A 17,991-nucleotide genomic window follows, 5' to 3' on the forward strand; every position below is an offset into this window, starting at 1 on the left:
ATACCATATGCTGTATTTTGTCAAGTGATTCAAATCACGAGCCCGACCACAAAAAAAGCTTGATATTATCTATTTATCAAGCTTTAATCGTACTTAGCCAATTCCTCTTTTACACTTAGAGCTGCATTGGTATTCATACCAGGTAGAGAACTTAATTCCTCCACATCTGCGTTTTTAATTTTCTCTATGCTCCCATACTTTTCCATGAGGACTTTTTTTCTTTTTGGTCCAATGCCTTTAATTCCATCAAGCCTTGATTTAATCATAGTCTTCCCCCTCAAAGACTTGTGGTAAGAAATAGCAAACCTATGGACTTCGTTTTGTAAAGTGCTTACAAAAGTATATAGGTCCCTGTAGTTTTTAAGTTCATACTCTTCGCCTTCGTATAGAATTGCCCTTGACTTATGAAAGTCGTCTTTGACCATTCCCATCACAGGTATATCTAGTTCAAGACTTTGAAGAACTTCCTTGCAAACATTTATTTGCGTCTGGCCACCGTCCATCATTATTAAATCAGGCGCCTCATTAAAACCTCTGGAACCTTCCATTAGCCTCTTGTACCTGCGCGTTAAAACCTCTCGCATACTGGCCAAGTCATCTCCAGTGTTTTTATTTTTTATTTTAAATCTCCTGTAGCCGTTACGATTTGGATTTCCCTCAATAAATACGACCATGGCGCCAACCGCATCCGTCCCTTGTATGTGAGAAATATCGAAGGACTCAATTATAGATGGGTATTCACCCGTGCCGATAATTTCAGCCAGATTTAAAAGCGCCCTCTCGTTGGTTTTGGTCCTTTGCAAAAGCCTGCTTTTGTGCTTGGCAAGCTCTTCCATGGCATTTTTCTTGACCATCATAATCGTATTACGTTTCTCCCCACGCTTTGGCACAGAAATTTTTGTCGACAATGTCCCCTTTCCTTTCAAAGCTTTTTCCAAGAGATCAATATTATCCGGCTCAATTTCAACTAATAATTCTGATGGCGGATTGGCAATATTTACATAATACTGCTTAATAAATTCTTCCATCATCTGATGTTCATTTTCTGAAATATTATTAAGGACAAAATTATCCTTGCCAATCATCTTTCCGTCCCTTTTAAAGAAAACTTCAACGAGAAATATATCATTTGATTTGGCATAGGCAATATAATCAGCCGAATCTCCCAGTGGTTTAGTGATCTTTTGCTCTTCCTTCAAAAAGCTCATCTGCTCAATGGCATATTTTATCTCGGCCGCCTTTTCGTATTCCATTTCTTTGGCATAGGCAAGCATCTGGTCTTCTAATCTCTCAATTACCTTTTTGTTGCGGCCTTCCAAAAAGTCTATAGGCTCAACCAGTTTTTTTGCATAATCTTCCACGCTAATAAACCTAGCACACGGGGCATCGCATTTGTGTATATAATAATTCAAGCAAGGCTCAGAAATTTTCTCTATATTTTTATTTCTCCTGCGAAGCTTATACATGTCTTCCCATTTATCCACAGCAATATTAACTGCATAAGCGTTTGGAAATGGACCGTAGTACCTGCCCCCGTCATTTTTTAGCTCACGAGTTTTGATAATCCTTGGATAATCTTCATTTGTAATTTTTATATAAGGATAAGACTTGTCATCCCTAAGCAGGATATTGTATTTAGGCGCATGAGTTTTAATTAAATTACTCTCTAAAATCAGGCTCTCAACCTCACTATCGACAATAATATATTCAAAGTGGTCAATGTTTTTTACCATCGCCTCCACCTTCATAGCCTTATTGCCTGATTGAAAGTAAGATCTTACCCTGTTTTTCAGACTCTTAGCCTTGCCCACATAGATAATGTTGTCAGCTTTATCCTTCATAATATAAACTCCCGGTTTGGCCGGGAGTTTTTTTAATTCTTCTTTAATATCAAACTTCAAGTGGACTACATGCCTCCTTAAGCATTTGATTTTCCTCGTCAGTTTTCATGCCTGAAATCAACTTGTCATAACAAGCCTTATGATAGTCGTTGATATATTTGATTTGGTCTTCGTTTAAGAGACTTACATCAATCAAGTCCTTATCATAAGGAGTATAAGTTAGGTTTTCAAATTGATAGAAGCTACCAAATTCAGTTGATTTAAATTCAGTAACTGTAATCAAGTTTTCAATCCTAATACCATGTTTGTTTTCACGATATATACCTGGCTCATTTGAAATAACCATACCAGGTTCCAAAGGAACATTTATAAGAGCTCTTGATATGCTCATTGGCCCTTCGTGAACGCCCAGCACAAAGCCTACACCGTGGCCAGTTCCATGTTTGAAGTCAATGCCTTCTTCCCACATTCTGCCCCTGGCAAGTACATCTAAGTGGCAACCGCAAGTTCCCTTCAAGAACTTAGCCATATATAAATTAATATGACCAATCAAAGTCAATGTATAATCGCGAATTTCTTCTTCTGTTGGATTGCCAAGTGTAATTGTCCTAGTAACATCTGTTGTACCTTCGTAATATTGTCCGCCAGAGTCAACCAGATAAATACCATCGTTTGTAATATCTGCATGCTTGTGTTCATTTGCTGAATAATGAGCCATGGCAGCGTTGCCCTTATAAGCAGAAATCGTTCCGAATGATTCTGAAATAAAGCTTTCACCCTCAGCCCTAAATTCATGCAATTTTTCTTGGGCAGTGTATTCGTTTAATTCAACCTTGTCAGCATTGTTTTTCATCCAGAATAAATACCTGGTTAGAGCTGCCCCGTCAATGATGTGAGCCTTCTTTGTGTTGGAGATTTCTACATCATTTTTAACAGCCTTCATCATAGTTGTTGGCAGAGCCTTGTCTATAATATTGGTATTTTCATTTAAAATCTTATAGTGAAGACTTGAAATCTTTCCAGAATTAATCCATACATAGTCACTGTCTTTAAAGTGTCTTAGATCATCTGTTATAACATCGTAGTCTCTAAACTTAATTCCATTTTTTTGCAAGTAACCCTTTACAGTTTGATCTAATTTAAAATCATTAACATATAAAGTTGCATTGTGTTTATCGATAATAAGATATGAAACTACATAAGGAGTGAAGTTGTCATCGTGCCCCCTCAAGTTCAAAGTATATGCAATATCATCAAGTGTGGATATAAACATATAATTTGCCCCAGCCTTTTTCATATCCTCTCTAATCTTTTCAAGCTTCTTCATTGGTGATTCGCCGGTAAATTCTTCATCTAAGATAAAGGCCTTGCCCTTTGGAAGTTCAGGTCTATCTTCCCAAAATTCACCAACCAAATCCTTGTCGTATTTAAACTCAGCCCTGTCACCAAGTAAATCTTTTATTTCTTCGCACAGGCCCTCAGATGTAATATAGCCATTAAAACCAACTATATCGCCTTTTTTTACGTTTTTATCAAGCCATTCTTGCCAAGTGTCAACACCTTCCAGACCCCATTTCATAAGTTTAAAAGGAGTATCCTTTATTTCATTTGCGGCTTGAACATGATAACGACCATCAGCCCATAACAAAGCGTCATTTTGACTTACAATAGCATAGCCAGCTGAACCCGTGAAATTTGTCAAATACACCCTTGACTTAAACCTTTCAAGAACATACTCACTCATGTGCGGATCACTAGTAGGAATTACAAAATAATCAATTCCATCTCTCTTCATAAGCTCTCTTAGCTTAGATAATTTTTCAATAGAATTCATAACAAACCTCCTGCTTTATATTATACCCTATTTATTTCGAAAATCAAATTATTTTTTAAAAAAAGGACAGGTAAAAAAACCTGCCCATAAAATTACTCCATGATTAAATTTTTATTTAAGTTAAATCTCAATTAAAATCAGCGTAATATATATTGAAATTTATCTTGACTTATCTTTAGATCATCAGTATCAATATTAAATACTGTCTTGTGATCAAATTTAATTTCCTTATATAAAACTCCGTGAGCCCTATAACGTTTACCATCATGTAAGAAAGTATTGCTTGCGCAAAGAATATCTTCATATAAAGCCATACTTGAGTCAATGTCTTTATAGTTGATTAACCCCTTGTAGTTTCTATCGATATAAATCTTGTCAAGCACTCTTCTAAATGCCTTGTTAGAAACTGCTGCAACTTCTTGTCTAGTGATAGGTTCATCTGATGCAAATTTTGCAATTCCATTTTGATAAATATCTAGCCAACCAGCTTCGTAAGCAGCTTGAACTTCATTTGTAGCCCAGTGGCCAGCCTTCAAGTTCATAGTATTGCCATTAGCTTCTTGTAGATTTTGGAATCTTCTCAAAGTTGCAATCCATTCAGCTCTTGTAATCTTATCTGTAGGTTTAAATAATCCATTGCCATCGCCCTTGAAAACGCCAGCTTCAGTAACAACTTTAACTGCTTCTGTATACCACATATCTCCAACATCAGAATATGGTAAAACGAAATTAGGATTATAAACATAACCATCTTCTCTCAAAGCATTGGCTAAAATTTGTGCAGCCTCAGCCCTAGATAAACCATCATAAGGTCTAAAGAAACCATCAAAACCTTGCATGTATCTGATTTCTTTATTCATACCGTCATCAACATGAACAATCTTTTCAACGATCTTTTCTTTTTCCACAACCCTGTCTCTGTAAACAACTTCTGGATAAGAAGGACCATATCCCGGACCATCACCAGGTTTGCTTGGTGATGATACTTGCTTAGCCTTTGCAGTTACTACAATGTCTTCAGTACCAATAGGAGTTGTGTCTGGTTTATCCCACTTGTCAAAATCATATCCCGCTGCTTTTTCATATTTTGGATAACCGTATTCTGTTCCTTCTTTTATTGTCTTTAAAGTAATTCCGGCATTCTTCTTTACATAATATGCTTTTGACTCAGTTAACTTTAATCCTAAATCAGCATCGAATGTTACTTTTACATATCCTTTACGCCTTACCATTGGGTCTTTAGCCTTTGGATCAAATGGAATTATGTCGTCAGATTCAGTATATGTCGCTGTTATAGTTGTTGCTTCTGTAAATTGTTTCTTTTCTTTTGGATTATAAACAGCACCATCAGCATTTTCGCCAATCTTCCATTCTTTAAATGAATAAGCGTCTTTACCAACTGGATTTTCTACTGGAATAGTAACTTCTTTTTCAGGGTTTACCCAGAATATTTTTTCAGCTTTTGTATCATCAGTAGCTTTATCTGTTGGAACAAATTTTACTTCAACAAAATTCTTAGGAACTGTATCAGGCTTTTTATTCCCTTCTTGTGGAATTACATCTGTTGTGTACTCAGCTGTAATTGTTGTTGAGTCTGCAAATTGATATCTTTGAATATCCTTTCCTGATAACTTATATTCTGTTTCCCCATTAGCCCACTTAACAAAAGTATTTGCTCCTACTCCTACTGGATTTTCTCTTTCAATAAGAACATTTGCTTCTGGATTTACATAGAAGTAAGTCTTTTGTGGATCTTTTGCATTCGTTGTTGGATCAAGTGTAACAGGCTTATAATTTTCAGGAACATAATAAGGTCTCTTTGTTAAAGTTTTTGCTTCATAGATATTTTTATAAACTTTAATAGGAATTTCAACTATTTTAACTTCACCATCAGGATAAGTTAATTTTGCCTTAATTGTTTCAGTCCTAGTTGGTGCTTCAATTCCATTATCTAATGGATTTTTCTTTTCTTGAAGCTTATCATAAATTTCAGCATCAAAATCCTCATATTCATTGTCACTAGCATCTTTGCCTTTTACATATTCAACAGTTACCTTTTCCTTAGGATCTGTAAGAGTATCAAGTGCTACAAAATCATTACCTTTTTTAATTTTGATTTGTTTTTGTAAATCATCAAAAGTCGGTAGTTGAATGTTATTTATTATATTGCCTGCATCGTCTTTTTTAGACTCATGAGTAATATAAGTTTCTACTTGTTCATTGTTTGAAGTATAATCTTTTTCAAAAACAGCTTCGATATAGGTGTCTTTTATCAAAAATTGATCTTCTACAAAAGGTGTTTTATCGTCAATATGCCATATACGGTTGCCATTTTTTTCTTTCCAATATTTAAACTTCCATGTAAAGCTTCTACCCTTATCATCTTGTTCTGTCTTACCTACAGGTTCTACTACTGGAAGAGTTACTTTATTTTTTGAGTATATACCAAAATGCCTTTCTTTCTTCTCACCATCAACATCGTCTCTAATCTTTGCCTTGTCAGTTAAGTCAAAGTGAACCATTGTATAGTCAAAGTTATCCCTTCCTGGTGGATTTTCTTGTGGAAGCTCAAATACATCTGGTGCAAGGAAGGCGTAGTAAGTGTATGGATTTTCTACCCTTTCAAATGAACTATCTTTTAGAACATAAGGATTAAATTCATTTGGACTCCAACCAATAAAAGTGTGATCTTTTAATACAACATCTTTAGGTCTTTGTTCTAATACAGACTTGCCATATTCTACCCAAACAACATAAGGCTTATTTTTGTCTTTAATTATCCTATTATCATTAAACTCTCCATCCGCTGGGCTAAAAGTAATTGGTATAAGCTCAGTCATTATAAGCCTACCGCCATTAATTACATCATAGGTAAAGTCATATTTATATCTATATTCTCTATCTTTTTTGAAAGTGATAATCTTATTTTCCCTATCTACAGAATATTCATCTGTACGAGGTGTATATGGTTCATCAACACTTACTTCTGGAACATTTCGTAAATCACTCGAGGTAAAAGTATCATCATCCATTTCGTCAGGTTCATCATTAGGTTCCCAATTATCATTCCTTATGATTTTTACTTCGTCATTAGTTCTTGGAAATACAAAAATTCCTTCAATATCATACCCGTCCTGGTCTTTATTTTTAGTATTGTATAAACCACCTATTCTAGGCCTATTCTCCTCTTTTACTTTTGTATTCCATTCGGCAACAAACTTTGTAGATGCTACTTGGCCTAATCCAATTGTTAATGTAACATCAGCGATAATTTTACCATTTTCGTCTGGCTCTTCAAAACTTGTGCCACCTGCTGTTGACAGTGTTCCGTAAGTTAGCAGTTGTACATGTTTTGATTTTTCTTGAACTAGATAAACTTCATAATCATATGGCTCAAAAGTGTCCCTGTTGTATAAAGGAAGTTCTGCTGGTTCACCCTCTCCATCTAACCAAGTAAATTCACCTTTTTTATCTACCTCCATGGTACGAGTGATACCTGTTCGTCTACCAGTTTTGTAATCATACTGTTCAAATACAATAGTAGCATGTCTAGCTTGTCCTTCTTCATCTAAACCAAAAACTCCCTCCCAATCAAATGGTCTTTGTGTGCCATTTTCATTTAAGCCATCGAGGCCAAAGTTTACATGAATCCTTCCGAAAAGTTTATTTTTTCTTTCATTATCAGGTTCGTTTTGATTTGGAAACCAAGGTGCATTAAAAGGTTGTGTGCCCTCTTGCATTGGCTTTCCATTAATCTCATCTCTTTTTTGCTTATTTATCGCCAAAATAGTTTTAGTATCTATCTTTGGATAGTCTTTTGCATCAAGAGTTCCTAGTTTAACTCTATTTAAATTTTCTTCTTGTTCTTTTTCTTGATAAGGAGTAGACTCCTTAGCAAAATTTGCTACTGGTATTATTGATTGCAATATCATAATAATTGCCAGAACAAATATAATAATTTTATTTTTCACCTTATCACCCCTTATCTAACTATCAATTCTCTTACTTCTGATTTAAGTTCGCCATTTATTGCGTAGTACATTATTCTATCGCCTTCTTCTATAGTGATACTTCGTGTACTTAAATCAAAGCCTTTTATAGTTTCAATCCTAGTTCTTCTACCTCTTCCAACTTTTTTGTTCACTTCTATATTTTCAAACTCATATTCATTTGAGCCTCTAACAATTATCAAGTAACCACTTGCTTCATCAGTTAACTCTATAAGATCTATAAAGCTTTGACCTGGTCTTGGTGCTCTTATCTCAATATCTGGTTTGCCTTGAGCTGCTTCACCAATTGTTGTATCATCTTCAAAGCTTACTTTATGATTTTCATCCTCTGTATTTGTATTCCAGCCTTTAAAGTAATATGATAAATCTGTTTTTACTACTAAAGGTGCCTTGATGTTGACAGCTTCGCTCTTCTTTACATAAAACTTGGTAGTTCCTACCATATAAGCTCTGTTAGAATCAACTGTAAAGTCTACCACAATCATGCCGTCTGGTTTTTCTCTTTGAATTTGCTCATCTGTCTTTCCTGGCTTAATTGGGATAACATTGCTTTCTAACTCATACTGAGCAATGAAGGTAATGTCTTTGCCTTTTAATTCCAATGGTTGATCCCAACCAGCATTTGTTTCTTGGGCCTTGTAGTATTCATTTGGCTTTATTGTTGGAACGATTAAACCATACCTAACAGCTTCTTCAAAGGATAGGTCTTTGCCTACTTTATATGTTGGCGAATCTGTTTGTTCTACATCGCCAATTGTTAGTTTGCCGTGAGTTCCCTCTTTGAAGATAACTTTAATAAACTCTTGTCCAACTAGGTCGTTTTCTCCAATCTCTTGAACTGCTTTTTCCCAAATGGCTACTAGGGTTTTATCTGCTGTTATCTTTGTAGCAAAGTCGTAATAATCTTGATCGCTCTCACTTTCTTTCCAACCCATAAAGACGAAGCCTGCTTTTGTTGGATTTGTTTCAGGTCTTGTCGCTGTGCTACCGTGGTCTATTTCTTGACTGTCTACTAGACTGCCGCCTTTAGTGTCAAAACTTACTTTGTGTTGGATTATCTTCCATTGGGCTGTTGCCTTTGTGTTTTCCTTAAGAATTATATCATCACCAGGTTGGTAAATTTTTCCAGTTTTATCTGTGTCTAGCTTCCAACCTAGGAACGTGTGATTTTCTTTTGTAAGTTTTTCCTGGTTTGCCAAGACAACTTTACTTCCATGGTCTCTTGTAACGCTATTTGGTGCTGTTCCTTGAACATCGTCTCCGCCCTTATCATAGGTCAAGGTCACTTTTACAAGTTTGAAGCCAGCTACATAATGACGGTCTGCAGTAATAGGGTCTTTAAAATTCAACTCTTCACGCCATTTTTCAAATTCATAGTTATCTTTAGCCTTTGGTGTTGGTACAACAATTTGCTTTTCGCCTGCTGTTCCATTAACTATTTTAATGCCAGCTGTTGGGTTTACATAATAGGTTATTTTATCTTTGTTGTCGTCTAGTGTTCCATTGCCATCTGTACTAAAGATTAGCTCTACATAGCCCTCTGGCTTTTTAACACTGTCGTCAGTTTTTTCTACTATATCTTTTGTCTTTATAAATTTAAAAGTAAATTCTGTATCAGTTGTGAATGTATCTTTTAGCTTTTTAGTTTCACTTGTGTCCCAATTACCATTTACATATCCAATGTTTGGAGTCTTTGTAATATTATTTGCTTTGCTTGTCATATCCACTTCAACTTCTGGGGATACATAGTAGGCTTTTTTCTTTTCGTCAAAAATTGTTCCACCTGTGCCAGCCACGAAAGTAATCTTGATATAGTTTTCAAGAGCGCCTTCTGGCATATTTCCATCGTAGGATGGGATAATATTCTTGTGAACTTCAATTGGAACTATAACTGGATTATCATTTGTCCCTTGTGTTGAACCATCTTTGTATTTAATGGTTACTTTTGCTTCTTGCTTACCAGGTTTTGAAGGATCTGGTCTTTCTACTACTGTTATTGATTCAATTTCTTTATTCTCTGGTGGAGTAATTTTATCAATTAAATCTTTGTCAGTAATTTCTTTTCCTTCAGGTGTGTCCAGCTTGTCTATTTTTATAGGCTTAACTATTGGTGTAGCTGCAAATTTTTCATAGTAAGCAGCTTCAACCACTGTTACCTTATCTGTATATTTATTTTTAGCTAAGTTAATTTTAACAGCTGGATCTACTTTTGTTAGACTTTCATCAGTTTCACCAGTTTGTACTTTTTGCCATTCTTTAAAGATATAGTTAACTTTCTTCTTGCCAAGTTTTGGAATGTCTATTTCTTGATCAGTTTTTCCTGTTGGCTCTGCAACTGTTATCTCAACTTCTTTTGTCGAATCTACCCAGAATATTTTTTCAATTTCTTCAGTTGCCTTATCAGTTGTCTTAAAGATAACTTTTACAAAGCTGTCTGGTACGTTTGGCTTATCAGTGCCTTTTTGTTCAACAACATCTTCAGCTGTTACTGGTGAGATAACTGTGTCTTTTGTGAATTTAAAGCGCTTTGCAAAATCATAAACGCCATTTGCTTGACCATTGTCATTCTTTGTTACATCATCTGAAGTCCAATTCAAGAATTTTAGCTTAGCCTTGTCTTCGGCAGTTAGTATTATTTCAGGAATATCTACCCAAGCCTTTGGATTGACATAGTAAATCTTTGAGTCTTTGTTATTAGGTTTATTTGATGGGTTTACTGTTACTTTTACATATCTCTTTTCTGCTGTGTCGCTTAGAATATCTTTTAATCCTCCATCTTTGGCTTCAAGTTTTTCAGCTTCAGATAAAGGTAGGGGTTTGTCTCCTGATGTCAAAGCTTCGTAACGGTTTTTGTAAACTTTTACTGGTATTTCAATTTCTTTTGTGTTTATATTATCTTTAAATTCAACTTTTGCTTTGAATGTTACAATACGAAATACTTGGTCTGAGTCAGCTACTCCAAGTTCTTTTAGTTTTTCGTAAATATCTTCATTTTTTGTAATTCCTTCAAAGGTAACTTTTGCATCAGTTGGCAGTGGTTTTTCTTGGTCATCTTCCATCCAAACTATTTGCTTCTTTAAATCATCTAATGTTGGAGCAAAGTCATTATTCCAATTTCCATTAGCGTTCTTAAATGCTTCAGTTATTACCATTGGCTTGGCTGTTAGGCCTGACCAGTCAAACTTTGCTGTGAAAGTATAGTCTTGTTCGATGGTTACATTATCGTTTAATAGTGGACTGTCTGCCCATTCTTTAAAGCTTCTGCCATTGTCTGGAGTGATATAGTACTTGTCTGCTTCTTTTGTTTCGCCTTCTTTAAGTTCTTGCGGGACTGGAATAAATTGTGAATAAAGTCCTTTAATGACATCGTAATTTATTTGTTTAATGTCATTTCCTTTGTCATCTTTACCGAAGGATCCGCCGTCATCTGCTTTAAAGGTTACTCTTACATAACCTTCTGGAACTTCTTCCTTAGGGTTTTTAACATCTATTACTCTTACGTCTTTGTAATAGAAGAAAATTTGATCTCCGCCTGTGCCGTTGATACCTAAAAATTCGTTGGCGTCTTCGTTAAGGTCAAATAATAATTGTTGTTGAGAATCACTTGTCAACTTCCAACCTGGAATTTGTCTATAGTTTCTCGCGTCATAGTGGCGATTACCATTTGTAACAGCTTCCGGTTCTACAAGCTGATATTTTTTAAGGATGGCATCTAATTCAGTCTTCTTAGAGTCAAATTTTTCTTTGTTTGCTTGATTTGCTTCTAGGAGATCAGCGCCTGTTAATCCACTTGCGTCTATTAGGTCCAAGCCTTTCAATAATTTTTCAACTTCAGCCTTTCCTCTCTCATCTATATAGTTGACTGTGTATTCACGTTGTTTGAAAGGTTTATAGAAGAAATAGAATTCATTATTTCCATTACTATTGTCCTCTTTTACCATTATTGTTTGGAAGTAGGAGTTATCAGATCTATTTTTAGCGTTATATTTTTCAAAAGCTTCTTTGATTTCATCAGATTGGCTAGCTCTAATTTCTTCTGGACTAGCTAGGGTATACTTTTCGCTAATTTTATCTCCAACTGTAGTCGAGTAGTCGCCTACACGCTTGTCATATAAACTTTCTTTTTTAGGGTTAGGATATTTTGAATTATCTATATTTCCATTCTTATCTAAGAAATAATGATAAATATCTAAATCAACTCTGTCGTTTTTAATCCAAATAGCCTTTAGCTTGATATCAGATGTAACAGGATTGTTAAAGGAATAAAGAACTTTGCCATCTTGATTTTTATCTACCCAAGCCCATCCCATAAAATTATAACCATTGCGGTAAGGGTCTCTAGGTTTAGATAGTTTTTCACCATTAGCTATTGTGTATTCTTTTTTACTGTTTGTTTTTCTGTTATCATAATCAAGGATTACTTTATAAGATGTATTTGTATCAGGTGTTTTAGCCTTTGCACTTGAATCAGGCGTCCATACTGCTGAAAACTTTACAGGCTCTGCTGGCATTATTAAGCCTGCACTTAAGTTTGGAATTAAATTGCCTACATTATATTCTTTGCCATTAATATCTTTTAAAGTAGGAGTTGCAGTCCAACCTATAAGTTTATAGCCATCTTTTGTAGGTAATTCATTATCACCTAGAGCAGGGATTGTTTGTCCATAAAAAAATTCACGAGTCTGTACGGGAGTCCCGCCAACTGTATCAAAAGTCACTTCGTAGTGGGCTCTATTATAACGATACTCAACAACATAACCATCTGTGTCTAATGGCAATTGAACTGTTATTGATGATTCTTCTGGCACAAAGCCTCTTATTTCATTATCTTGTAAGGGTTGCACTTGAAGTGCAGAGTCCGTGCTTCCTGTTTGTTCCCTTATAACAATTTCACTGTCCTCTGCCCTCTTGTCATACTTACTAAAGTCATTAATATCTTGGAAAACATGTTTAACTTTTATAGTTTTTTGCACTGGCTTATATTTAAAGTCATTATAAGCGGTATACTTGTCTCCGTTAACCTGATCTTGTTTCTTAGTACCTTGTTTTGCCTCGTCTACAATATCTTGATAATTAACAGTAAAGTCCTCTTCATCATCAGGTGGCGTAAATCCAGCAATTGTTGGCATTTCAATAGTCTTTTTAACCTTAGCTTTTTCTTCTGGAGTCGCATTCGCGCCTACACTTGCAATATAAGGCTGATAGCTTGGCTTATGTCCATTTTCTACCGGCACCTCAAAATCATAACGCAAGGTGTAGATATCTGGTTGATCAGGATTTTTTATTAGATCCTTAGCTGTCTGTCCTTCCTTTAATTTTGCTGGCACTACAGGTGTCTTTTCATTAATAATCTTTGCCTTGTCTCTGGATAGATCTTCATAATTGTAATTTCCTCCAGCTTCGGCAAGAGCCTGTAATGGCAGTAATGTTATTAGCATAAAAGTCACCAAGACTAGTGCTAATGTTTGTTTGAAATTAAATTTGCTCTTCAAGTTTTCCCCTCCTCAAAATTTATAGGCCATTGATATGTTCTTCGCCCATTAATAGTAGTTTCATACATCTAAATTTTATCACTTATTTAACTAAAATGCAATATAATTTTGCATTATATTCGAGTTTTATACAAAAAATAGCACTATATTTAGTGCTAAAAAAATTTTTTGTTATTTTATTTATTTTCTTCTCTTAAAATAATATTTTTATCCCTATCATATTTTAATATTTCACAATTGCCTATGGGTTTTATGTCTGGTATTAGTTTCATAAAATAATTATAAATTACAAAGCCATGGGTGATTACCAAAATATTCTTGCTTGTGTCCAAGGAAGCAAAAAATTCGTCCGTTCGCTTTATTACATCTAAATAAGGTTCGTGGTCTGCTCCTGTGATCGTACTGGGATCGTTAAAGAATATTTCGTATCTGGGGTCATTTGCTCGAAGATATTCATAGGTTTTGCCCTCCCAAGATCCTAGGCAGATTTCTCTTAGACGGGGGTCTTGGATAACTGCCTTGCCATTTGCAACTATGGATGCAGTTTCAAAAGCTCTTTTTAAATCTGATGAATATATTTCGTCAAAAGAAAGGCCCTTGAGTCTTTCTCTGAGCTCAAGAGCCTGGGCTCTACCTACTTCGTTAAGGGCTATATCCCTTTGTCCTTGGAGGCGGCCTATTTTATTGTAATCTGTTTCACCATGTCTGGCTATATAAATCATGCTTGGTACCTGTTGAAAATTTCCATGAATTCATCGCCGGTTATGGTTTCTTTTTCAAGCAGGAATTCTGCAGTTGCATGCATGGCTTCCATATTTTCTTTTAAAATATTTATGGCTGTCTCGTGAGCTTTTTTGACAAGAGCAATTGTTGCTTCGTCAATTTGTCTGATGGTTTGTTCACTAGCATCTATTGTCCTATTTCCACCCAAGTATTGGTTTTGCATGGTAGTAAATCCAGCCATATCAAATTCATCTGTCATACCATAGGTTGCTATCATATTACGAGCGAGATTTGTTACTCTCTCAATATCGTTTGACGCACCTGTGGTTCTGGTGTTAAATATCAATTCTTCTGCTGCACGGCCACCACAAAGTGTCGCCATATCGTTAAAGATTTCCTTGTCAGATTTCAAGAACTTTTCTTCTTTTTCGACTTGCATGGTATAGCCGAGAGCTCCAGATGTTCTAGGAATAATGGTAATTTTATGAACGGGGGCCGAGTGAGTTTGAGCAGCAGCTACAACAGCGTGACCAATTTCGTGGTAGGATATAATACGTTTTTCTTCTGGGCTAACAATCATAGACTTGCGTTCGTATCCAGCTATTACTACATCAATCGCATCTTCAATATCCTTTTGAGTTACAAATTGCCTGCCAGCCCTTACTGCATTTAGGGCGCCTTCATTAATCATATTTGCAAGGTCAGCGCCGCTGGCCCCAGCTGTGGATAGGCCCAGAGTTTTAAAGTCGATATTGTCTTCAGTACGAACTTTTCTTGCGTGAACTTTTAAAATTGCAATTCTGCCGTTTAAATCTGGTAATTCAACAGGAATTCTTCTGTCAAATCTGCCCGGTCTTAATAAGGCTGGATCCAGTGTTTCTGGCCTGTTGGTTGCAGCTAATATAACTACACCCTTGCGACCGTCAAAACCATCCATTTCAGATAAAAGTTGGTTAAGAGTTTGCTCTCTTTCGTCATTTCCTCCATAATTCCCATCGCGTCTCTTACCAATGGTATCAATTTCATCAATGAAAACAATGCAAGGAGCTTTTTCATTCGCTTGTCTAAACAAGTCTCTAACTTTAGCTGCACCCATACCGACAAACATCTCTACAAATTCCGAGCCAGATATAGAGAAGAAGGGTACATTTGCTTCGCCAGCAACAGCTTGAGCTAGCAAGGTCTTACCTGTTCCTGGAGGGCCAACCAAAAGTGCACCTTTAGGCATGGTTGCACCGATACTTGCATACTTGGCTGGATTGTGGAGGAAGCTAACTATTTCCTTCAAGGCTTCTTTGGCTTCATCTTGACCAGCAACGTCGGCAAAGGTCTTTCCCGTTTCAGCTTTTACATAAACTTTTGCATTTGATTTGCCAAAACTCATAGTGCCGCGGCCGCCGCCCATGGATTTTAGCATTTGCCTGCTAAGTAACTGACCAACAAAAATAAATAATACAAGTGGGAGTACCCAACTCAAAATGCTAGCAAGAATTCCTGGTTCAGGAATTATTGGGCTGCCAAATTCCACTCCCTTATCTTGTAACATCTTGGCTAATTCATTATTTCTAAAAGGTCCGGTTTTATAAATAACTTCTTCATTCTTTTCATTTAGTGTTGTGAATAGTATTTGTCTATCTTGAACTTCTACCTTTTTAATTTTATCCTCTTCAAGCATGGTTAAAAATTCTGAATAACCAACTTCTTCCACTTTTTTTGTTTGCATATATGGAAGGAGGACTAAATTAAAAATAAGCATTAGTGCGATAACTATACTATAATAAATATATAAAGGTTTTTTATCCTTAAACATTTAATCACCTCTTCGTCTTGATTTTCTGATTATTTATACCCATGTGTATATAAAAAAACACAAATGCGTGTGTTAATCATCATTGGATTTGGAATTGTTTTATAAAAATTAAAGCCACAAATTAATTCTATCATCAATATATTATAAAAAAAGACCGCAAGTAAATGCGGTCAAAGTTATTTATAGGCCAGATAAAACCTCAGTCCATATTCTATCGTATAGGTCAATAACTTCAGTCGGATCTGTGAATACTTCTGTGTTCTTTAGATCTTCTTCTGGTGGATATAGGGCTGGATTATTTTTAATTTCATCTGGAAGCATCTTCTTGGCCTCTGATGAAATTGTTGAATATTGAAGATACTCTGCGTTTCTAGCTTGAATATCAGGTCTTAATAAAAAGTTTATAAACTCATAAGCAAGTTCTGGATTCTGAGCGCTCTTTGGAATCGCCATTAAGTCTATCCACAGATTAGTCCCCTCTTTTGGGATGGAGTATTTAAAATCATCATTGAGTGACATTATAACTCCAGCATCACCTGAATATACAACTCCGATATTGGCGTCTTCTGCAACCAATATGTCTTTTATTTCATCGCCTAAATATCCATATATTAGTGGCTTTTGCTTGATGAGTTCTTCTTTTGCGGCTTCAAGTTCAGCGGGGTTTTGAGTATTCATACTATAGCCAAGTTTTTTTAAGGCAACCATGAGCACGTCTCTTTGTGAATAGTAAAGGACAACATCCCTTTCATACTTTTCGTCCCACAGGTCGGCCCATTTATGAATCCCTTCAGGATATTTTTCTGCATTGTAGACTATGCCAACAGTCCCTGCCATGTATGGAAGTGAGAAATCGTTGTTTGGATCAAAATCTCTATTCAAATAATAATCGTCAATATATTTATAATTTTCAATTTTGTCCTTATCAAGCTTTTGAACCAAGTCTTGGCTTACAAGGCGTTCAAGCATATAGTCTGATGGGAAAATTACATCATAAGCTTGTTTGGATGTTTTTATCTTTACAAAAAGGTCCTCATTTGAAGCGAATTCTTCATAAATAACCCTGCAATCAAACTCTTCTTCAAACTCTTTAATAAGATCCATATCCATATAGTCTCCAACATTAAAAACATATAGTTTTTCTTTAGAAGACGAGCATCCGCTTAGGACAAATAAAGTTAATATTGCAATTAAAATTACTCTTAATATTCTTTTCAATTTACCCCCCTTTTTTTATAAATGACTCTTTATAAGCCAGAAGTTATTTCTGTCCAAATTTGGTCGTAAATTTTGTTGTACTTGCTCATATCCTTGTAAACCGTGAGCCTCCTTAACTCATCTTCAGATGGATACAAGTCATAGGCCAATATCTCTTTTGGCAGCTTTTCCTTGACGCTGTCAATAGGCGTGTTGTACATAAGATATTCTGTGTTTTGAAGTGCGTTTTCTTCCTCAAGCATGAAGTCAATAAATTTTTCTGCTATTTCCTTGTGTTCAGCATTTTTGGGAATTGCCATAAAGTCAATGGCCATATTTGAGCCTTCCTTTGGAATAACAAATTTAAATTTGCTATTTTGGCTCATAATAATACCAGCATCACCAGAGTAAACAACGCCTATGCCAGCGTCTTCATTTACAAGTACGTCCTTGATTTCGTCTCCAAGGTAAGCATAATTAATCTCTTTTTGCTTCAAGAGTTCTTCTTCTGCTTCCTTCAACTCTGAAATATTATCAGTGTTAATAGAATAGCCCAGCTTTTTTAAGGCTATTGTCAAGACATCCCTTTGAGCATTGTAGAGAACCATATCCTTATCATATTTTTCATTCCACAAGTCTGCCCATGCATGGAGGCCGTCCGGATATTTTTCAGAATTGTATATAATCCCTACTGTTTGCCAGAGATAAGGAACGCCGTAGTCCCCGTTTGGATTGCACTCTTGATTTATAAAAATTGGATTTACATTTTTTAGATTTTTAATATTGTTCTTATTTATCTTTTGTATTAAATCCTCTTTTATAAGTCTCTCAAGCATATAATCTGATGGAATTATAAGATCGATCTGCTCGTTGGAATTTTTTAATTTTACAAACAAGTCTTCGTTAGTGGCATATTCATTGTAAATAACTCTTATGCCCTCTTGCTTTTCAAATTTTTCTATAAGTGCGGGGTCCATATAGTCGCCCCAGTTATAAATTACAAGTTCTTTTTCATCTTTTCCTTGGTCTTGCCCTTGGCAAACCAATAAAAATGCAGAAGTAATTATAACTATAATCATAAAAA

At 35.5% G+C, this 17,991-nt stretch carries 8 protein-coding genes; all 8 read right to left on the bottom strand.

The window, feature by feature from the left end; all coding sequences use genetic code 11:
- Nucleotides 1-83: 83 nt before the first annotated feature.
- Nucleotides 84-1,901, bottom strand: a complete 1,818-nt coding sequence (gene uvrC, locus AC6FXG_RS02370; RefSeq protein WP_500571403.1) for an excinuclease ABC subunit UvrC — start codon at nucleotides 1,899-1,901, stop codon at nucleotides 84-86.
- Complete coding sequence (locus AC6FXG_RS02375) at nucleotides 1,891-3,675, bottom strand: aminopeptidase P family protein (protein ID WP_500571404.1); 1,785 nt, start codon at nucleotides 3,673-3,675, stop codon at nucleotides 1,891-1,893. The genes uvrC and AC6FXG_RS02375 overlap by 11 nt, the downstream gene beginning before the upstream one ends.
- A gap of 137 nt (nucleotides 3,676-3,812) precedes the next feature.
- Nucleotides 3,813-7,646 (bottom strand): S-layer homology domain-containing protein, encoded by a 3,834-nt coding sequence (locus tag AC6FXG_RS02380; protein ID WP_500571405.1) that lies wholly within the window; start codon nucleotides 7,644-7,646, stop codon nucleotides 3,813-3,815.
- Nucleotides 7,647-7,657: 11 nt separating this feature from the next.
- Entirely contained in the window at nucleotides 7,658-13,177 is a 5,520-nt protein-coding gene (locus tag AC6FXG_RS02385; RefSeq protein WP_500571406.1) for an InlB B-repeat-containing protein, read from the bottom strand.
- A 176-nt stretch (nucleotides 13,178-13,353) separates the two neighbouring features.
- On the bottom strand, nucleotides 13,354-13,899 hold the full coding sequence (locus tag AC6FXG_RS02390) for a histidine phosphatase family protein (protein ID WP_500571407.1): 546 nt from the start codon (nucleotides 13,897-13,899) through the stop codon (nucleotides 13,354-13,356).
- Nucleotides 13,896-15,710: an ATP-dependent zinc metalloprotease FtsH gene (gene ftsH / locus AC6FXG_RS02395; protein ID WP_500571408.1), complete on the bottom strand. Its 1,815-nt coding sequence runs from the start codon at nucleotides 15,708-15,710 to the stop codon at nucleotides 13,896-13,898. The genes AC6FXG_RS02390 and ftsH overlap by 4 nt, the downstream gene beginning before the upstream one ends.
- Before the next feature lie 180 nt (nucleotides 15,711-15,890).
- On the bottom strand, nucleotides 15,891-16,928 hold the full coding sequence (locus AC6FXG_RS02400; RefSeq protein WP_500571409.1) for an ABC transporter substrate-binding protein: 1,038 nt from the start codon (nucleotides 16,926-16,928) through the stop codon (nucleotides 15,891-15,893).
- A 29-nt stretch (nucleotides 16,929-16,957) separates the two neighbouring features.
- Nucleotides 16,958-17,986, bottom strand: coding sequence for an ABC transporter substrate-binding protein (locus tag AC6FXG_RS02405; protein ID WP_500571410.1), 1,029 nt, complete (start codon nucleotides 17,984-17,986; stop codon nucleotides 16,958-16,960).
- Between the last annotated feature and the right edge of the window lie 5 nt (nucleotides 17,987-17,991).

Source organism: Ezakiella massiliensis (assembly GCF_059862345.1).